The 19,649-nt window shown below is 69.0% G+C and carries 15 protein-coding genes; 3 read left to right on the top strand and 12 right to left on the bottom strand.

The genetic code is table 11. The features are described from left to right. Positions 1-29: 29 nt before the first annotated feature. The 3 genes from ACIHIX_RS05790 to ACIHIX_RS05780 all read right to left on the bottom strand — a co-directional run bounded on the left by ACIHIX_RS05790 (position 30) and on the right by ACIHIX_RS05780 (position 2,140). A complete protein-coding gene (locus ACIHIX_RS05790) occupies positions 30-665 on the bottom strand; it encodes a hypothetical protein (protein WP_399950265.1) in 636 nt (211 codons plus the stop codon). A gap of 68 nt (positions 666-733) precedes the next feature. After that, positions 734-1,435 (bottom strand): ribonuclease HII, encoded by a 702-nt coding sequence (locus tag ACIHIX_RS05785; RefSeq protein ID WP_399950262.1) that lies wholly within the window; start codon positions 1,433-1,435, stop codon positions 734-736. An 81-nt stretch (positions 1,436-1,516) separates the two neighbouring features. After that, positions 1,517-2,140, bottom strand: coding sequence for a TetR/AcrR family transcriptional regulator (locus ACIHIX_RS05780; protein ID WP_399951900.1), 624 nt, complete (start codon positions 2,138-2,140; stop codon positions 1,517-1,519). A 187-nt stretch (positions 2,141-2,327) separates the two neighbouring features. On the opposite strand from ACIHIX_RS05780, the gene ACIHIX_RS05775 reads away from it, so the two are divergent. Then, positions 2,328-3,875 (top strand): MFS transporter, encoded by a 1,548-nt coding sequence (locus ACIHIX_RS05775; protein ID WP_399950260.1) that lies wholly within the window; start codon positions 2,328-2,330, stop codon positions 3,873-3,875. A 332-nt stretch (positions 3,876-4,207) separates the two neighbouring features. Here ACIHIX_RS05775 and ACIHIX_RS05770 read toward each other — a convergent pair whose 3' ends face one another. The 3 genes from ACIHIX_RS05770 to ACIHIX_RS05760 form a co-directional block, all read right to left on the bottom strand. Beyond that, positions 4,208-5,113, bottom strand: coding sequence for an ADP-ribosylglycohydrolase family protein (locus ACIHIX_RS05770; RefSeq protein ID WP_399950257.1), 906 nt, complete (start codon positions 5,111-5,113; stop codon positions 4,208-4,210). Positions 5,114-5,125: 12 nt separating this feature from the next. Continuing rightward, positions 5,126-5,785, bottom strand: coding sequence for a histidine phosphatase family protein (locus tag ACIHIX_RS05765; protein ID WP_329333896.1), 660 nt, complete (start codon positions 5,783-5,785; stop codon positions 5,126-5,128). 111 nt (positions 5,786-5,896) lie between these two features. Continuing rightward, positions 5,897-6,502: a YdbC family protein gene (locus ACIHIX_RS05760; protein WP_399950254.1), complete on the bottom strand. Its 606-nt coding sequence runs from the start codon at positions 6,500-6,502 to the stop codon at positions 5,897-5,899. Positions 6,503-6,650: 148 nt separating this feature from the next. On the opposite strand from ACIHIX_RS05760, the gene ACIHIX_RS05755 reads away from it, so the two are divergent. Then, positions 6,651-7,184, top strand: a complete 534-nt coding sequence (locus ACIHIX_RS05755) for a TerD family protein (protein WP_399950251.1) — start codon at positions 6,651-6,653, stop codon at positions 7,182-7,184. 81 nt (positions 7,185-7,265) lie between these two features. On the opposite strand, the gene ACIHIX_RS05750 is transcribed toward ACIHIX_RS05755, so the two are convergent. Then, positions 7,266-10,160 carry a vitamin B12-dependent ribonucleotide reductase gene (locus ACIHIX_RS05750; RefSeq protein WP_399950248.1) on the bottom strand — a complete coding sequence of 965 codons (2,895 nt, stop codon included), beginning with the start codon at positions 10,158-10,160 and terminating at the stop codon, positions 7,266-7,268. Between the two features lie 161 nt (positions 10,161-10,321). Further along, positions 10,322-10,864, bottom strand: a complete 543-nt coding sequence (nrdR, locus tag ACIHIX_RS05745; protein ID WP_399950245.1) for a transcriptional regulator NrdR — start codon at positions 10,862-10,864, stop codon at positions 10,322-10,324. A 562-nt stretch (positions 10,865-11,426) separates the two neighbouring features. On the opposite strand from nrdR, the gene lexA reads away from it, so the two are divergent. Then, positions 11,427-12,206 (top strand): transcriptional repressor LexA, encoded by a 780-nt coding sequence (gene lexA, locus ACIHIX_RS05740; RefSeq protein ID WP_059198553.1) that lies wholly within the window; start codon positions 11,427-11,429, stop codon positions 12,204-12,206. A 157-nt stretch (positions 12,207-12,363) separates the two neighbouring features. Here the strand turns inward: lexA and ACIHIX_RS05735 are convergent, their stop codons facing one another. From ACIHIX_RS05735 to ACIHIX_RS05720, 4 genes are all read right to left on the bottom strand, one after another. Beyond that, entirely contained in the window at positions 12,364-14,337 is a 1,974-nt protein-coding gene (locus ACIHIX_RS05735; protein ID WP_399950242.1) for an ATP-dependent DNA helicase, read from the bottom strand. Positions 14,338-14,724: 387 nt separating this feature from the next. After that, complete coding sequence (locus ACIHIX_RS05730; RefSeq protein ID WP_399950239.1) at positions 14,725-15,552, bottom strand: GNAT family N-acetyltransferase; 828 nt, start codon at positions 15,550-15,552, stop codon at positions 14,725-14,727. A 138-nt stretch (positions 15,553-15,690) separates the two neighbouring features. Then, positions 15,691-17,778 carry an IucA/IucC family protein gene (locus tag ACIHIX_RS05725; protein WP_399950236.1) on the bottom strand — a complete coding sequence of 696 codons (2,088 nt, stop codon included), beginning with the start codon at positions 17,776-17,778 and terminating at the stop codon, positions 15,691-15,693. A gap of 184 nt (positions 17,779-17,962) precedes the next feature. Next, positions 17,963-19,495, bottom strand: coding sequence for an aminotransferase class III-fold pyridoxal phosphate-dependent enzyme (locus ACIHIX_RS05720; protein WP_399950235.1), 1,533 nt, complete (start codon positions 19,493-19,495; stop codon positions 17,963-17,965). Positions 19,496-19,649 lie beyond the last annotated feature (154 nt).

Raw genomic sequence — 19,649 nt, 5'->3', positions numbered from 1 at the left:
GGTGTCCCCCCGGACGTACCGGAACGGGCTCAGACGCCCGCGCCCAGCACCGCGTTGATCTGCTGCGGGTCGCCGCAGACGATCAGCAGGGCGCCGGCCCGGCTGTGAGCCAGGGGCAGAACGGTGGCGGCGACGGCGTCGGAACCGCCGTTGACGGCCACCACGACGACCGGGCGCGTGACGGCTCGGCCCGCGGCGTCGGCATGCACGTAGAAGACGTCGTCACCCGCGTCGTGCTGAGCCCAGTAGGAGGCTTCGCCGAAGGACAGCTCGTGGGTGGCCCACGGGTGCTGCTCGCCGGTGGTGACCACCAGCACGTCGCCAGGGGCACGGCCCGACTCCAGGAGCAGGTCCACGGCTTCCTCGGCGGCGTCGAGCGCGCCGTCGGCGGAGGCCGGGATCAGCTGGAGCTGCGGGGTCGCCGGAGCCGGGGCGGCGGCGCTGGGCGCCGGGCCCGAAGGTCCGGGCTTGGCGGCCACGTCGTGCGGTGCGCGCTGCACCGGAGGCGTGGGCCGCAGGGGGCCGGGGCGGCCGGGACGCGGGTGCGCCGCGGGCCTGGGGCCGGGTACGGGACGGGGGGTCGGCGCGGTGCGGCCAGTGGCCGAAGTGGCGCGGGGACCCTGGGCACTCTCGTGAATCTGAGGCTCCTCGGGAAGGAGAGGCATGAGCTGACTTTTATCAAACATTGGTGCGGCTCGCGTCGGCGGGTGGCACATAAGTGCGAGCGGAACGGTCAGAAGTCGAAGCCGAGCTGGCCCTCGATCTCCGGAACGCGTCCGTCCGCCCAGTTGCGGACCTTCTTGAGGTGCCGCCACTGGGGCAGCGCATCAAGATACGCCCACGACAGCCGGTGGTGCGGGGTGGGTCCCCGCTCCTCCAGCGCGGCCTTGTGCACGGGTGACGGATACCCGGCATTGGCCGCAAAACCGAAGTCTGCATGGTCGATGCCCAGTTCGGCCATCATTTTGTCGCGGTGGACCTTGGCGATCACCGAGGCAGCCGCGACCGCCACGCACGACTGGTCGCCCTTGATCACCGTACGGACCCTCCACGGCACGCCGAGATAGTCGTGCTTGCCGTCGAGGATCACCGCCTCGGGACGCACCGGCAAGGCCTCCAGAGCGCGGACCGCCGCCAGTCGCAGGGCGGCGGTCATGCCCAGTTCGTCGATCTCCTCCGGGGAGGCGTGCCCCAGGGCGTACGACGTCACCCACTTCCGGAGTTCCTCGTCCAGTACGGCGCGCCGTTTGACGGTGAGCAGCTTGGAGTCGGTGAGGCCTTCGGGGGGTCGGCGCAGTCCGGTGATCGCCGCGCAGACGGTGACGGGGCCGGCCCACGCACCGCGCCCCACCTCGTCGACACCGGCAATGACCTTCGCTCCGGTCGTGGCGCGGAGGGAGCGCTCGACGGTGTGTGCGGGTGGTTCGTACGGCATGGCGCCCTTAGCCTACGCCGCCTGGATCACCCGGCGACACCCCGGCTTCCCGAGTGGCGTCACGGCCGGGGCGAAGCCCTCTCAGTCGCCGCTCGGCCGCAGTAGGGGGACCATGAACTGGTCGATCATCTCCTGCAGCTCCTGATCGCTCCATTCGCTTCCGCTTATCTTGGAGCGGTACATCATCATGGCCGGCATGGCGTCGAAGACATAGCTGTTCGCGGCGTCGTCACGGACCTCTCCCCGCTCGATTCCACGGGTGATGACCTCGCCGAGCAGTCTGAGCGTCGGCTCGACAACCCCTCCGAAGATCACGCCATGAAAGCGCTCCACCTGTGCGTCATCGCATTCGTGAATCACTGCGCGAAGGGCGAAGCCCGGGCGGGAGTACATCGCGTCGCGCGCCTGCCGGCAGAGTGCGAGAAGGTCCTCGCGCAGCCCGCCCAGGTCGGGCGCCTCGTCGATCAGGGGCAGTCCCGCCTTGAGCGCGTCCGCGACGAGATCCTCCTTGGAGGGCCACCGCCGGTACACCGCGGCCTTGCCGGTCTGTGCGCCCGCGGCGACGCCCTCCATCGTGAGGCCCTTCCAGCCGACGGTACTGAGCTGGTCCAGTGCGGCGTCGAGGATCGCGCGTTCGAGCACGGCGCCGCGCCGACGGAGGGAGGACGCCTGAGCGGGGGCGGCCGTCCAGCGCGAGGTAACCATCTGAGTTTCTCCAGCGAGCAGGGGGAGCGGGGGGTTCGAGGCGAGCGGGAAGGCGCGCGGCGACATCGGGGGAACACGCCACACGACCACAATCTAAGTGAACGCTTGCGTTCACTATGGAGGACTCACTACCGTGGACGCGACAGTGAACGCGAGCGTTCACTAACGCACTTGTGGGGGACCCATAGTGACAACCTCTCAGTTGATCAAGGATCAGAAGCCAGGTGCGGCCCGCCGGGAGGGACGTCCCGGCCTCGCGCTCACCGTCATCGCGGCCTGCCAACTCATGGTGGTACTCGACGCGACAATTGTGAACATCGCGCTCCCGCACATTCAAGACGCTCTGAAGTTCAGCACCACCGACCTCACCTGGGTCGTCAGCAGTTACACGCTCACCTTCGGCGGACTGCTGCTCCTGGGCGGCCGCGCAGGTGACATCCTCGGTCGGCGGCGGGTGTTCACCGCCGGCATCCTGCTGTTCACCCTCGCCTCGCTGCTCGGCGGACTCGCCCAGGAACCCTGGCAGTTGCTCGCGGCGCGCGTCCTGCAGGGAGTGGGAGGCGCGATCGCGTCGCCCACCTCGCTGGCCCTCATCACCACCACCTTCCCCGAAGGCCCGGAGCGGAACCGGGCCTTCGGAGTCTTCGCCGCGGTCTCGGCGGGCGGCGGCGCCATCGGCCTGCTCGCGGGCGGCATGCTCACCGAATGGTTGGACTGGCGGTGGGTGCTCTTCGTCAACGTGCCGATCGGTGTCCTGATCGCCGTCCTCACCCCGTTGTACATCAGCGAGTCCGAACGGCACACCGGCCGCTTCGACATAGCGGGGGCGCTGACCTCGACGGCGGGCATGGCCTCCCTCGTCTACGGCTTCATCCGGGCGGCGGACGAGGGCTGGCGGGACAGTCTGACGATCGGGTCCTTCGCCGCCGCGGTCGTCCTGCTGTTGTCCTTCGCGTTCATCGAGAGCCGCGCGAAGGAGCCGATCACCCCGCTGAGGATGTTCGCCGACCGCAACCGCTCGGGCACGTACGTGATCATGCTGAGTCTGGCCGCCGCGATGTTCGGCATGTTCTTCTACATCGTGCTGTTCGTGCAGAACGTGCTGGACTACACCCCGATCGAGGCGGGCCTCGCCTTCCTGCCCGTGACGGTGGTGATCGCCCTCGGGGCGGGGCTGTCGCAGCGGTTCCTGCCGGTGCTCGGCCCCAAGCCCTTCATGCTCGCGGGCTCGGCTCTCGCAGTGCTCGGTCTGTTCTGGCAGACCCTGCTCAGCTCCGACAGTTCGTACGTCGGCGGCATCCTCGGTCCGATGCTGGTCTTCGGCTTCGGCATGGGCCTGAACTTCGTGACGCTGACGATCACCGCGGTCTCCGGTGTCGCCCAGCACGAGGCGGGCGCGGCGTCCGGACTGCTCAACGCCACGCAGCAGGTGGGCGGGTCGCTGGGCCTGTCCATCCTGACGACCGTGTTCGGCTCGGCCAGCAAGGACGAGGCGGAGAAGCAACTGCCGCAGTTCATGGCCGACGGCACGGCGGAACAGAAGGCCGAGTTCGCCAAGACCCATCAGTTGCCGGCGCCTTGGGGGCACGAGGTGCTCGCCCAGGGCATCTCCACCGGATTCGTCGCGGCGGCCTCGATGGCGGTACTCGCCCTGATCACCGCCTGGCTGGTCATCCGGGTCCGCAAGAGCGACCTGGAGGCGCTCGCGGGCACGGCGGGCCCCGGCCTCGGCTGACCGGAGCGGGCTCACGCAGAGCCGTGGATGGCCGGACGGGAACCTCGCCCCCGGGACGGACGGCGAGGACACCGGTCCGGTCATCCACGCTGCGAGGGCCGACAGACCCAGCAGAACCCACACCCCGTACATGGCACCCCCTCCGCCGCTTGTACGTCATCTGGCCGCACCTGTCGCGGTCCCCATGGATCACACAGCGGACACCACGACAACGCCTGGATGATTACGCAGAGTTCCCGTCCGACACGGAGAGTTTCACGTGCAGGAGGCGATCACGCAGCTGATCACCCAGCCGCCTGAGGCTGGGGACCGGAAGCCGCTGAGGCGCCGGTTCAGCCGACCGTCGTCAGCCACTCCGGAAGCGCCTCGGTCCGTCTCGCCCACTCCGCAGGAGGCGTGCCCGCCTTTCCGGAGGCGATGATGCCGCCCACGATGGCGCAGTTCGTGTCCACATCGCCGCCCACCTGAGCGGTCGACCAGAACGCCTCCTCGTAGTCACCGAGGGACCGGGCGGCCGACCAGATCGCGAACGGCACCGTGTCATGAGCCGTCGTACGCCGTCCGCAGCCCAGCACGGCCGCGACGGTGCTCGCGTCGCCGTAGTCGAGCATGTCCCTGGCCCTGCGCAGGCCCGCTCCGACGGCGCTCTTCGGGACGAGCGCGATGACACCGTCGAGGAGTTCCTCGGCGCTCGGCGGGCCGCCGGGAGCCGCGACCAGTGAGGCCGCAGCGGCGACCGCCATGGCCCCGACCACGGCCTCACGGTGCTGGTGTGTGGGGTAGGCGGAGATCTCCGCCTGATGCGTCGCCTGCTCCGGGTCGTCCGCGTACCAGGCACCTAGCGGGGCGATCCGCATCGCGGCGCCGTTGCCCCAGGACCCCTGTCCGTTGAACAGTCCGGCGGCGAGTTCGCGCCAGTCGCCGCCCTCGCGGACCAGCCGCAGCAGGCGGTTGACCGCAGGACCGTAGCCGCGGTCGAAGTCGTGATGGTGAGCGAAGGACTGGGCCAGCGCGTCCTGGTCGATGCGATGGTGGGCGGCCAGCACGGCCACCACGGAGCACGCCATCTCGGTGTCGTCCGTCCACTGCCAGGGCTCGGACGGCAGCTCGCGGCGCTTGAGCAGCGGGTAGTTCACCGGCACGAAGAACTGGGAACCGAGCGCGTCCCCCACCGCGAGTCCGCGCAGGCTGGACAGGGCGCGGTCCAGGCGCCCGTCGGGAGAGGAATCAGCGGTCATCGCTCTGCCACTCTATCCGGTGATCCCGTACGGTTCCGGATCTCGCCAGCGGTCGAAGGGCCGGTCAAGGGCGTACCGGCCGTCGTCACCGAGAACGAGCATCCGCATCTCCGCGTTCCCGGGATTCGACAGCGACTCGAATTCCGCGACGCTCCAGTGGAACCAGCGCATGCAGAACAGCCGCATGGCGAGCCCGTGAGTCACCAGCAGCACGTTGGGCGGGTGGTCGGGCGCCTCGAAACTGCGGAACAGGCTCTCCAGGAAGCCACCGACCCGGTCGTAGACATCGGCACCGGACTCACCCTGGGCGAAGCGGTAGAAGAAGTGGCCGTACGCGTCCCGGTAGGCCTTCTGCAGCCGTACGTCGTCGCGGTCCTGCCAGTTCCCCCAGTCCTGCTCGCGCAGCCGAGGCTCCTCGCGCACGCGTACCTGCTCGGGGTCGAGATGGAAGGCGCGGAAGGTCTCGTGGGTGCGGCGGTACGGCGACACGTAGACGCTGACGCGCTCGCGGCCGAAGACCTCGCGCAGCCGTTTGCCCGTCTCCTCCGCCTGCTGCCAGCCCTGCTCGGTCAGCGCCAGGGCGTGGTCCGGCTCGCGCTCGTACACGGTGTCATCAACATTGCCCGTTGACTCGCCGTGCCGGACAAGGACGATGCGCCGTGGTCGTGCCATGCCAAGACCCTAGATCGGGTGACGGCCCGTCGAGCACCCGTACGGCCTCCATACGGCGTAGGTCACACATTTTCTGCACCACAGGCCTCACGAACAGCACCTGTACGGATGTCAAACCGTCCAGGTCGGCTCGAGCTCCACGATGTCCCCCGTGAGTGCGGCCACGTCCGCCTCGATCTGGGCCCGCAGGGCGAGTCGCTCGACCCGTTCCGTGCGGTACTTGCCGTGCTCGGCGGCCGACTGCCACATCGACAGGACGAGGAACTCATGCCCCGGCGCCTCGCCGAACAGACCGCGGATCATGCCGGGCGAGCCGGCCATCGCCGGGTTCCAGACCTTCTCCTGCATCAGCGTGAAGTGCTCGGCACGTTCCTCGTGGACCCGGCAGTGCGCGACGCGCACCAGGTCGGCGTCGGTGAAGCGCGGCTCGAAGCCGGTCTTCACGTCGAAGCGATAGTCGAACAGCCTGACCTGCGCGTCCTTGAACGTGCCCGACTGCGCGGACGCCAGACGATCATGGGAACGGGCCATGAAGGAGTCGTAGAACGAACGGCTCTCCCAGAAGGAGAAGATGTGCGCCACTCCGGTCCGCCCCCGGCTCCAGCCTCCGCCCTGTCCCCGAAACCCCGGCTCACCGAGTAGCCCCGCCCACTTTCGCTGCCCCCGCTCGAAGCCGCGGCGGTCCACCACGGTGCAGCGAATCCACTTGACCAGCACCGCGCCATCGTAAGGCCACGCAGCGTGGCGTCGGTCACGCTCCGGCAGAGATCTCTTCCCCGGAGGACACCGCGCGCGTGGCAGGATGGACAACCGGCCCTGACCTCATGGCAGTTCGGGCCGTGGACCACGGGGAAGGGGAAGCCTGGTGAACGGCCTCAACAAGGGGATCCGCAAGGTCGAAGTCGCGCTGAAGTGGGATCCGAGTCCCGTGAACCAGGCGGCCACCGATCTCGACATCGTGGCCGCGCCCTACCTGGCCGGCGAACCCTACGGCGATCCCGCCTACGTCGTGCACTTCGACAGCCGCTCCCCCGACGGCACCATGTATCTCAACCGGGACAGCAAGGACGGCAAGGGCTTCGGCTGGGACGAGGTCATGACGCTGGAACTCGACCGGCTCGACAGCCGCTACGCGCGCGTGGTCGTCGGTATCGTCATCCAGCAGCGCTCCGAGGAGCGCACGTTCGTCGGCGTGGCCAATCCGGCGCTGCGCATACGCGAGGGCTACACGGTCCTGACCGAGGACGACTTCGGCAGCGTCCTCGGGTCCACGGCGGCGACCGTCGCGGAGTTCGTCCGGGACGACGACGGCACCTGGGAGTTCCGTCCCGGCATCCACGGCTTCGAGGACGACCCGGCGGAGTTCACCCGAGTCATGGGGACGGCGCACCGGTCCTGACCGCGCTCGGCGCACAAGGGCAAGCAAGAGGCGGTGGAGCCGGAACGGCCCCACCGCCTCACAGATCACTCAGACGCGCGGTCAGCTGCAACCGCTGGTCGAACCGCAACCCTCGCAGATGTAGCAGGAACCGGCCCGCTGCATCTTCGTACCGCAGGAGAAGCAGAGCGGGGCGTCGGCCTGGATGCCCAGCTGCATCTCCACCAGCTCGGCGCTGGTGTGGGCCTGCTTCGGAGCGGGCTTGGCCGCCTCGACCTCGGCCTTGGGGGTGACGACGGCCTTGAGCTCCTGGGCGCGCGGCGCCGACTGGGCCAGCCCCTCGACGTCGACCTCGTCCTCCGAAGGCTCGTACGAGCCGGTCTCCAGGTGGCGCTGACGCTCGTCCGCGGAGTGGATACCGAGCGCGGAACGCGTCTCGAAGGGCAGGAAGTCGAGCGCCAGACGACGGAAGATGTAGTCGACGATCGACTGCGCCATCCGGACATCGGGGTCGTCCGTCATGCCCGCCGGCTCGAAGCGCATGTTCGTGAACTTCGAGACGTACGTCTCCAGCGGCACGCCGTACTGGAGGCCGACCGAGACGGCGATGGAGAAGGCATCCATCATGCCCGCGAGGGTGGAGCCCTGCTTGGACATCTTCAGGAAGACCTCGCCGAGACCGTCGTCCGGGTAGGAGTTGGCGGTCATGTAGCCCTCGGCGCCGCCCACCGTGAAGGAGGTCGTGATACCGGGGCGGCCCTTGGGGAGGCGCTTGCGGACCGGACGGTACTCGACGACCTTCTCGACGGCCTTGCGGATCTCCGCCTCGGCCTTCTCGGTGACCTCGGTCTTCTCCTTCTCCTTGGTCTTGGCGGAGAGGGGCTGACCGACCTTGCAGTTGTCGCGGTAGATGGCGAGCGCCTTGACGCCCATCTTCCAGGCCTCGAAGTAGACCTCTTCGACGTCCTCGACGGTCGCCGTCTCCGGCAGGTTGACCGTCTTGGAGAGCGCGCCGGAGATCCAGGGCTGGATCGCGGCCATCATGCGGACGTGGCCCATCGCGGAGATGGAGCGCTCGCCCATGGCGCAGTCGAAGACCTCGTAGTGCTCGTGCTTGAGGCCGGGGGCGTCGACGACATTGCCGTTCTCGGCGATGTGGGCGACGATCGCCTCGATCTGCTCCTCCTGGTAGCCCAGGCGGCGCAGGGCCTGCGGGACGGTGCCGTTGACGATCTGCATCGAGCCGCCGCCGACCAGCTTCTTGAACTTGACCAGCGCGAGGTCGGGCTCAAGGCCGGTGGTGTCGCAGGACATCGCGAGACCGATGGTGCCGGTCGGGGCGATGACCGACGCCTGGGCGTTACGGAAACCGTTCTTCTCACCGAGACGCAGCACGTCCTGCCAGGCCTCCGTGGCGGCGGCCCAGATCGGCGTGTCCAGGTCGTCCATGCGGACGGCCTTGGTGTTCTCGTCCGCGTGCTGCTTCATGACCCGCAGGTGCGGCTGTGCGTTGCGGGCGTAGCCGTCGTACGCGCCGACGACCGAGGCGAGTTCGGCGGAACGCTTGTACGACGTGCCGGTCATCAGGGAGGTGATGGAGCCGGCGAGGGCGCGGCCGCCGTCCGAGTCGTACGCGTGGCCGGTCGCCATCAGCAGGGCGCCGAGGTTGGCGTAGCCGATGCCGAGCTGGCGGAACGCGCGCGTGTTCTCGCCGATCTTCTGCGTCGGGAAGTCCGCGAAGCAGATGGAGATGTCCATCGCGGTGATGACGAGCTCGACGACCTGGGCGAAGCGCTCGACCTCGAAGGACTGGCGGCCCTTGCCGTCGTCCTTGAGGAACTTCATCAGGTTCAGCGAGGCGAGGTTGCAGGACGTGTTGTCCAGGTGCATGTACTCGCTGCACGGGTTCGAGCCGTTGATACGGCCGGACTCCGGGCACGTGTGCCAGTGGTTGATGGTGTCGTCGTACTGGATGCCCGGGTCGGCGCACGCCCACGCGGCCTCGGCCATCTTGCGGAACAGGGACTTGGCGTCGACCTCTTCGATGACCTCACCGGTCATCCGCGCGCGGAGGCCGAACTTGCCACCCTGCTCGACGGCCTTCATGAACTCGTCGTTCACACGGACCGAGTTGTTGGCGTTCTGGTACTGGACGGACGTGATGTCGTCGCCGCCCAGGTCCATGTCGAAGCCCGCGTCACGCAGGGCGCGGATCTTCTCCTCTTCCTTCACCTTGGTCTCGATGAAGTCCTCGATGTCGGGGTGGTCGACGTCGAGGATGACCATCTTGGCCGCGCGGCGGGTGGCGCCACCGGACTTGATGGTGCCCGCGGAGGCGTCGGCGCCGCGCATGAAGGAGACGGGACCCGAGGCGTTGCCGCCGGAGGACAGCAGTTCCTTGGAGGAGCGGATCCGGGAGAGGTTCAGGCCGGCACCGGAGCCGCCCTTGAAGATCATGCCCTCTTCCTTGTACCAGTCGAGGATCGACTCCATGGAGTCGTCGACGGCCAGGATGAAGCAGGCGGACACCTGCTGCGGCTGGGGCGTACCGACGTTGAACCAGACGGGGCTGTTGAAGCTGAAGATCTGGTGCAGGAGGGCGTACGCCAGCTCGTGCTCGAAGATCTCGGCGTCGGCGGGCGAGGCGAAGTACTTGTAGTCCTCGCCGGCCTTCCGGTACGTCTTCACGATGCGGTCGATCAGCTGCCTGAGGCCGGTCTCGCGCTGCGGGGTGCCGACGGCACCCCGGAAGTACTTGCTGGTGACGATGTTGACCGCGTTCACCGACCAGAAGTCGGGGAACTCGACGCCACGCTGCTCGAAGTTGACCGAGCCGTCGCGCCAGTTGGTCATGACGACGTCACGACGCTCCCACTGGACCTCGTCGTACGGGTGCACGCCGGGGGTGGTGTGGATGCGCTCGATACGCAGTCCCTTGGTGGCCTTGGCACCCTTGGCTCGGGAACCTCGTGCCGGACCGCTCGCCGTCTCTGTCATGCCGCCTCCCTGTACGGGCGAAAACGCCCTGAAGTGCCCCGATGTTCCCGTGGCACGGTGTTCTGTCTGGTATTGCGGGCACCCACTCACTACCGCCCGCAACAGGTCCTCATCGCCGCCGTGCGGCCGCCCCGGTGTCTCCGACCGGGCCGGGCCGCGGATCAGTCGGCGGCACCCGCGGGCTCGGGGACCGATACGGTCTCTCCCGCCCCGCGGTCGTCTTCCTGGCTCCCCACGTCCGCGTCCACGTCGGGACGCCCCGTCGCCTCCCTCAGCTCCGCGATCGCGGCCTCGAAGTCGTCGAGCGAGTCGAACGCCCGGTAGACGGAGGCGAATCGCAGATAGGCGACCAGATCGAGCTCTTGCAACGGGCCGAGTATGGCCAGCCCCACGTCATGGGTGGTCAGCTCGGCGCTTCCGGTAGCTCGCACCGCCTCCTCGACCCGCTGGCCGAGCTGGGCGAGTGCGTCCTCGGTGACAGGCCGCCCCTGGCATGCCTTGCGCACACCGTTGATGACCTTGGTACGACTGAAAGGCTCGGTGACTCCGGATCGCTTGACCACCATGAGCGAACACGTCTCCACGGTCGTGAAACGACGGGAGCAGTCCGGACACTGGCGGCGCCTGCGGATCGACGTGCCGTCGTCGGTCGTACGACTGTCGACGACGCGGCTGTCGGGGTGCCTGCAGAAGGGGCAGTGCATGAACTCCCAACCCTCCTCACAGCAGACTCAATAGCCTCGCTGAGCCCCATGGGCCCCTCGAAGCAGCCCCAAGCATAGGCGATCGCAGAGGCTCCGAAGACCCGGGGGACCACAACTTCTGGGCTGCTGTAGCAATCCAAGCACTAGATGTAGGGATCGTCACCGGAAACACGCCGTACGCGCGTGTCGCGCCCGTATTGGCATGTGCCCCATGACAGCGCCGCCACGCGGGACATGGCCGTGCACAGGCGTACCGCTGCGACACATGCGGAGATACCGTGGTCGCCACACGGAGGGCGCGTGGGACTCCCGCGTAGATGGGGGCCGGATCCCGGTTGCCGGGACGCCGGATGGCAGACTGGGTCAACAGCCCGCAAGGTCGTCACCGGCGGTGAACAGTACAACAAAGGGCCCTTTTGTCCGCCAGGCGCCGCGTTAGCCATACACCCAGACACATGATCACGTCCGGTGAATCAGACTTTTTCACTCGAACGTGTGTTTGGCGCAACCTTTCGAAAGCAACTACCGTTGTCCAGCAGGGAGACCATCGAGAGGGGCCGACGTGACCACCACCGCAGACAGTGCCACCATCACTGCCCAGGACCGCTCCCAGGGCCGACTCGAGCCGGTGCATGCGATGAACGAAGCCGTGAATCCCGAGGGGCACAAGCGCTCCCTACCGGGCCGACCTCCAGGCATCCGGGCCGACAGCTCTGGGCTCACCGATCGGCAGCGCCGGGTGATCGAGGTCATCAGGGACTCCGTGCAGCGGCGCGGCTACCCGCCGTCCATGCGGGAGATCGGACAGGCGGTCGGCCTCTCCAGCACGTCCTCCGTCGCACACCAGCTCATGGCACTGGAGCGAAAGGGCTTCCTGCGCCGCGACCCGCACCGCCCGCGCGCGTACGAGGTACGCGGCTCCGACCAGGCCGCCTCAGTGCAGCCCACGGACACCGCGGGCAAGCCCGCCGCGTCGTACGTCCCGCTCGTCGGCCGTATCGCCGCCGGTGGCCCGATCCTCGCGGAGGAGTCCGTCGAGGACGTCTTCCCGCTCCCGCGCCAGCTCGTGGGCGACGGTGAGCTGTTCGTCCTCAAGGTGGTCGGTGACTCGATGATCGAGGCCGCGATCTGCGACGGCGACTGGGTCACGGTCCGCCGCCAGCCGGTCGCCGAGAACGGCGACATCGTCGCCGCCATGCTCGACGGCGAGGCCACCGTCAAGCGCTTCAAGCGCGAGGACGGCCATGTCTGGCTCCTCCCGCACAACGCCGCGTACGAGCCGATCCCGGGCGACGACGCGACGATCCTCGGCAAGGTGGTGGCGGTGCTGCGCCGCGTGTGACGGTGCGGCGGGCGGACCCACCGAGGTCCGCCCTCTGACCGGGCCCCGGGACCCCTGCGCCGGTTCCGGGGCCCAGTGCTGTCCGGGTGCTCGCGGGCGCCCTGGGCGTGGGGTGGGCTGGCCTGTGCAGGTCAGTCCACCCCGCACCCCACACCGTTCACTCCTCCGACTGCTTCGCCACCGTGTCGATCGCGGCCAGTGACTTGCGGACCTGGTTGCGGTCCGTCGTGAACCAGAAGTCCGGCAGGGACGCCTTCAGATAGCTCCCGTACCGCGCGGTCGCGAGCCGCTGATCGAGTACGGCCACCACACCACGGTCCCCCGACGCCCGTACAAGACGGCCGGCGCCCTGAGCCATGAGCAGCGCCGCGTGCGTGGCGGCGACTGCCATGAAGCCGTTGCCGCCGGCGTCCTCCACCGCCTTCTGGCGGGCGCTCATCAGCGGGTCGTCGGGGCGTGGGAACGGAATCTTGTCCATGACGACCAGCTGGCAGCTGGGGCCGGGGACATCCACGCCCTGCCAGAGCGAGAGCGTGCCGAAGAGGCACGTCTTCGGGTCGGCCGCGAAGTTCTTGATCAGCTCACCGAGAGTCTCCTCGCCCTGGAGGAGTATCGGGAACTCGGGGATACGGGAGCGCAGTTCCTCCGCGGCGAGCTGCGCGGCCCGCATCGAGGAGAACAGACCCAGAGTGCGGCCACCGGCTGCCTGGATCAGTTCGGTCAGCTCGTCCAGCATGTCCGCGCGGTCGCCGTCGCGCGCGGGCCGCGCGAGGTGCTTGGCGACATAGAGGATGCCCTGCTTCGGATAGTCGAAGGGCGAGCCGACGTCGACGCCCTTCCATTGCGGGATGTCATCGCCTTCGGTGCCCTCCGGGGCAAGGCCCAGGGATGCGCCGACTCCGTTGAAGTCACCGCCCAGCTTCAGGGTCGCCGAGGTCAGGACCACGGAACGGTCCGCGAAGAGCTTCTCCCGCAGCAGGCCCGACACGGACATGGGAGCCACCCGCAGGGACGCCCCGAAACGGTCATGGCGCTCGTACCAGACGACGTCCCACTCTGAGCCGTTGGTGATCCGCTCCGCCACGTCGTGCACGGTCTCCACCGAGGCCAGCGCCTGCTTGCGGACAGCGTCTTCGTCCTGGACGGACTTGTCGCGGGTGGCACCGATCGCGGAGATGACGGTCCGAGCCGCGTCGCGCAGGGCCATGAGGGCGTAGGCGAGATCCTCCGGGATCTCCTCCAGACGGCCCGGAAGGGCGAGCTCCATCAGCCGCTCGAAGCCCTCGGCGGCGGTCTGGAGCTGATCGGCGGCCTTCTCGTTGACGAGTTTCGCCGCCCGCCGCACCGCCCGGTTGACCTGTCCGGGCGTGAGCTCGCCGGTGGCGACTCCGGTGACCCGGGACACCAGTTCGTGCGCCTCGTCGACGATCAGCACCTCGTGCTGCGGGAGGACCGGGGCGCCTTCGATGGCGTCGATGGCGAGCAGCGCGTGGTTGGTGACGACGACCTCGGCGAGCTTGGCCCGCTCGCGGGCGTTCTCGGCGAAGCACTCGGCACCGTAGGCGCACTTCGTGGCCCCCAGGCACTCTCGCGAGGAGACCGACACCTGGGCCCAGGCCCGGTCGGAGACACCAGGGGTCAGATTGTCGCGGTCGCCGGTCTCCGTCTCGTCCGACCAGTCACGCAGTCGCAGCAGGTCCTGACCCAGCTTGCTGGTGGGGGCGGCCGCCTCGAACTGGTCGAAGAGGCCCTCCTCCTCGTCCTGGGGCACGCCTTCGTGCAGGCGGTGCAGACACAAGTAGTTCGATCTGCCCTTGAGCATTGCGAACTCCGGACGGCGGCGCAGCAGCGGATGCAACGAGTCCACCGTGCGCGGCAGGTCCCGCTCCACCAGCTGGCGCTGGAGGGCCAGGGTGGCGGTCGCGACGACGACTCTCTCCCCGTGCGCGAGCGCGGGCACGAGATAGCCGAGCGACTTTCCGGTGCCGGTGCCGGCCTGGACCAGCAGATGGGAGCCGTCGTCGATCGCCTCGGCGACGGCTTCGGCCATGGTCACCTGACCGGGGCGCTCCGTGCCGCCGACGGCAGTGACGGCAGCATGCAGGAGTTCGGGGAGTGAGGGCTTCGTCATAGCGCGACAACCCTACGGCCCAGCACTGACAAACGAGTGGTCACGGGGGAGACGAGGGGTTGGATCAAGACCCGACGGGTTCGGTACGGCGATCGGATGAGGTCGCTCAGGGGCGGCGGGGGTCGGGATCGGTCGGCAGCGGTCAACACCGGGCGACTGTGTCGGTGCATGCCTGGTTTCGGCGAAATCCACTCGGCTGGAAATGAGTGTGGCGGGAGTGGGAACCGGTTCGGCCCGAGCGGTGTACCAAAAGTGATGACGATGTGACGCGACGTGACAGGACATGAGGTGACACGACATGAGCCGCTGCGGCGTAGTCGGCGTGGGACGTGATGCGGCGCTGGATTGCCCGTGGAATGAGCTGACACGGCCTGGCATGGCATCGCGTCACATCAGAGTGCGCAGGGACCGGTCGCGGATCATGAGGGCCGCCCGTTTGTCCGGCAGATCGATCTCGGCGGAGAAGCGGAAACCGGCGCTCAGAAATGCGGAGACGGAAGGAGTGTTGCGAAGGTCGGGTTCGGCAATGACACGCGCGCAGGCCGGCCGCTTGTCGAGCGCGAGGTCGGCGACACTTCTGAGCAACGCGCTGCCGAGCCCTCGCCCACGGTCGGCGGCGGCGCCGATGAGGAGGTGGATTCCGGTGTCATGAGGTCGAGCGGGATAGTGGCGGGCCACGGGATCGAGGTCGGCCCGGTAGATCTCCCAGTAGCTCATCGGCACGCCGTCCAGCACTCCGAGACACGGCACGCATCGCCCGTCTCCGGCCAGCTGGGTCCGCACATGGTCCTCTGCCCGGTTCTGGGGCCCGTCCAGCTCCCAGTACTTCGCGACAGCGGGGTCGTTCATCCAGCCGCCGATGAGCGGAAGATCCTGCTCTGGCCGCACAGGTACGAGGTGGAACAGACCGACAGGTGTGGCCACCGGCCCCCATTCGGCGACTGAGTCCAGGAGGTCCTCGCGGGCGGAGCCGACCCCATCGGCCTGGAGTGGGTTGCCGACGCCGGCCTGAGTCCTGCTCGCTGCGTCGCTCTGCTGCGCAGCGGCGCCGAGGCTCTCGTTGGCGATGAGCGCGAGGAATTCGTCGGGCAGGCGGAGGTCAAGGGTGTCCTCACAGTCCGTGCCGGGCACCTCGGCAGGGACACGGGCGGTACAGCCATCGGCATCGGCATCGGTGGTAGTGGCGGCGTTGGCACTCGCGTCGGTGGGAGGCACGGCGACGCTCCTCTCAGAAGACGGGTCGGGGCATGTTCCTCGGGACTGAACGGACAGAAATGACAGAAATGACGAGACTGACCGGACTGAACGGACTGATGGGTACGGCCCGAGTGGCCAGGTGGCCGGTATGAGCAATCAGCTGCGAAGGGGGTTGGTGATGGTGGTGTAGACGGACTGGGTGTCGACGGGGCCGACGAGTTCATCGAGACCGTGCAGCCGGGTCAGCAGGTTGGCCTTGCAACGCAGGACGGGTGAGTCCAGCAGGCGGGCGGGCAGCGAGGTGCGCAGACGAGCGGGTCCGGAAGCGAGGTCGCTCAGGAAGCGTCGGAAGGCGGCCAGCAACAGCCGTTCGTCGGCGAGGCGTTGGGAACCGAAGGCACCGATGAGTCCGAGCACGTTGTTGATGGCGAGGTAGTACGCGAAGCGTTCGTCGGTGACCTCGTCGGAGACGAACGTGTCGCTGTGCTCGCCGATGCCGGGAAGGCGGGCGTCCAGGTCCGCACGCCGGGATTCACGGAAGTAGTAGCCCTGGTTGTCCCGGTAACGGCCGCCGACGGGCCAGCCGTCACCGTCCAGCAGGACCAGCGTGTTCTGCTGATGTGCCTCCAGGGCGATACCCGCCTCCGCGTCGAACCACAGCACCGGTCGGACGACCTGCTCCAGATAGCGCAGGAACCACTCGGCGGCTACGGCGCCCAGCGGACGACCGGTCCGGCCGGCCAAGCGGGTGACGACCTCGGCCAATCGAGACCGCATGGCCGACCGCATGGCCGACCGCGCGGCCGACTGGTCCTCAGTTGGGCCGCAGGCGCCGGTCGGCCGCGGGGAGGGCCTCGGCGCGACGAGTCCGGCGACGCAGGAAACGTCGTCCGCGGCGGTGAACGGGTTGTGCCGGATCATCACGTCGAGCCCTGGCACGGCCTTGCCGTCCGGCCCGTCGACGGCCAGCCAGGCCGGATCGCGGACGATGTCGAAGCCGGGGTGCGCCGCCCGCCACTGCTCGGCCAGTCCGCTGCGCAGCAGGCGGTGGACCTCGACACCGCGGTGGAGTTCTTTGCGGAGGTTCTGACGACGGGAGTTGGTGATGCGCAGGCCGAGCGACAGCTTGAGCATGGCAGGCGCGCCGGACCGGTGGACGGTGCGTACGGAGGAGGTGGGGTGCCAAGGGGCGCCGTGCGCTCCGAGGTCGCGGAGCAGGCCGACGTCGAAGAGAGCTGCGGTCGCGGGGTCGTGCCGGACCTCTCGCAACTGCCAAGGGTGCAAGGGCAGGGCCGTGTGCTCTTCGGGGAGCGGGAGGCCGGATCCGGCGAGGCGGGCGGTGAGTTGAGCCGCGGGAATGAGCCGCCCGCGCTCGGTCCAGGCCGAGTCGGTGGCGAGGAGGGAGGGAGCGACGGCGATCCAGTGCAGAGGGAAGGAGCCGTGCAACTCGGGTGAGTACAAACGCGCTTCGGCGTCGGTCAGACCCTCCCGGCTCTTCGGTGTGGGGTGCAGAGGATGGCCGAGCACAAGAGCCTGTTCGGCGCCGAGGAACAGGTCGGGCTCGTCCGAATGCCGTTCCCTGCGCTCACGGATGAAGGTGGCGGTGCGGCGTACGGTGTCGGCGACGCGGGCGACGAGGTCGGTTCCGTCTGTGGCGGGGGCCGAGGGCGAGGCTGTGGCGTCGGGATCCTCGGGCCCTTGGGGGGCGCTGTCCCCTGAGGGCTCTCTGGCCAGGAGTGCCGCGAGAGTGACGGCGTCGAGGGGCGGGGACGGTTCAGGGACGTCGGCCAGATACACGGGGCCGAAGCGGTGCCAGCCGGTCGGGGACCAGTAGTGGACGGCGGCCAGCAGCGCGGTGCCGCTGGCGGGGAGCGGGATGCGGAGGGTTTCGTGAACGGGGGCGAGGAGGCCGGCCTCGCGTACCCAGCAGCGGAGGAGGTTCTCGACGGCTGCGGACTCGGCGGCGATGTGCGCGTCGGGATGTTCCAGAGGGTCGACCGTGTCGCCGCGCAGCCAGGCGGCGTTCGGGCGGGGTGCCGAGGGACCCTGTTCCCTTTCCCTTTCCCACTCGCCGCCTCGATCCCGCCCTCGCCCCTGCTCCGGAACCCGCTCTAGCGAACGGCCACCGGATTCCCCCGTCGGTCCGGAACCCGGCACCGACTGTGACTGCCGGGGAGCTTCCGTCGTGCCGTGGGTTGATGACGGCGAGTGGCTGGGGGCGCCGGGGGTCGGGGTGGTGTTCAAGGCTGTTCCTTGTGAGCGGGTCAGGAAGGGGTGCGGAGAGGTACGTGAGTGCGGCGATCTGTGATGCGGGGTTCGGGTTCCTGGAGGTGGGGGTTCTTGAAAGGGCTGGTTCTTACGGCGGTAGGGATGCCATGCGGGACACGCGGCGCGAGGGTGGGCGCTGTGGTGCCTCCGTCCGCTGGGCTCAACCCGCGCGTGCGGCGTGGTCGCCGTGCCGTTGGGGGGCGGGCTCCACGCGGGCCGTCGGGCCCGGATGGGTCGGATGGTTCGGCTGATGCTCTTGGTCTGGCTGATGCTGTTGGTCTGGCTGATGCTGCTGAGGCCGTTCTCGGTCCGGTCCGCTCCGCTGCGATTGCTGTCTCTCGCCGCGCGCGGCGTGGTCGCGGGCTGCGATCTCCACCGCGTCGGCCAGACGGTCGAGCACCGCCTCCGCCTGCTCGTCGCTGATGGTCAGGGCCGGAAGGAGGCGGATGACGTTCGCCCGTGAGCCGCCGAGTTCGACGATCAGGCCGCGTCGCAGGCACTCCCGTTGGACAGCGCCGGCAAGTTCGGGCGCGGCGGCGGAAGGAGCTGCGGTCGGGGATGGTGCCTCGGCGAAACGGGCCGCTGTGACTACCCGGTCGGCGCCGGGCAGCGCCCAAGTGGCCGCGCCCTCTCCTCCTCCGCCACCTACACCGCCACTCGCACCCATCCCACCCTCGCCGCCACTCGCACCGATCCCACCCTCGACCTCCGGGTCCACCAGCTCCACCCCCAGCATCAGCCCTCGCCCCCGGATATCCCCGACGCAGTCGAACTGCCCTTGCAGGGAGCGGAGACGAGCGAGCATCCGGGCGCCCAGGACCGAGGCCCGTTCCGCGAGGCGGTGTCGGCGGACGTGGGCGAGGGTGGCCGTTCCCGCGGCCATGGCGAGTTGGTTGCCGCGGAACGCACCTGCGGGGGCGCCGGGTTCGGCGATGTCGAGGGTGTCCCCGTAGACCACGACGGAGAGCGGCAGACTGCCGCCGATGGCCTTGGACAGCACCATCACGTCGGGAGTGATCCCGCTGTGCTCCACGGCCCAGAAGGTGCCGGTGCGGCCCACTCCGGTCTCGGTCTCGTCGACGATGAGTGGGAGGGACCGGTCGGCAGAGAGCTGCCGCATGTGCCACAGCCAGGCATCCGGTGCCGGGACCACACCCCCCTCGCCCTGGACGACCTCGAGAATCACCCCGGCGACGTCGCCTTCACCCGGCTCGGTGAAGGCCGCGTGGGACAGCCCGTCGCAGGCATCCGCAAAGGCAAGCCCCCCGGCCCGCCCCGTCGCCTCCCGCACAAGCCCGAGCGCCGCTTCCACCGCATCCGTGTCGCCCGGGCCGCAGAACCGCACGCGTGCGTGGTCGGCCAGACCGGGCGGCAGGCCACGAAACAGCTCGGCGAGGAAAGCGTCCTCGACAGGGGTCGCGAGGCCCAGGGTATGAAGGGGGGCACCGGAGTCGAGGACCTCGCGGATCGCCTCCAGCACCACGGGGTGGTTGTGACCGAGGGCCAGAGTCCCGGCGCCGGAGAGGCAGTCCAGGTAGCGGCGCCCGTCCGCCCCTTCGACGGTCAGCCCACGGGCCCGCACGGGCACGATCGGCAGGGCACCCGCGTAGGTGCGGGCCGCTGTCGGCTCCCTTGTCGACTGGCGTCGTGGGTTCCCCTCGGACGCACATCCGCCGTACGAAGCCTCGGCCACGTCTGTCTGCCCTCCCGCTGTGGTCCGACGCCCCGGCCGAGCCGAACTCGCGCCAGGGGCACAGGGGACCGCACCCGGACAGCAGGCCCCCCACCGCTACCAACCCCGGACGCCGCACCGGGTTACGGGTTGCCTCAAGATCCTTGCCGTGACG

The sequence above is a fragment of the Streptomyces sp. NPDC051913 genome (assembly GCF_044593635.1).
In the GTDB taxonomy this organism is placed as follows: Bacteria; Actinomycetota; Actinomycetes; order Streptomycetales; family Streptomycetaceae; genus Streptomyces.
The sequence above is the reverse complement of the archived record's forward strand: the minus strand, read 5'-3'. Positions and strand labels throughout refer to the sequence as shown.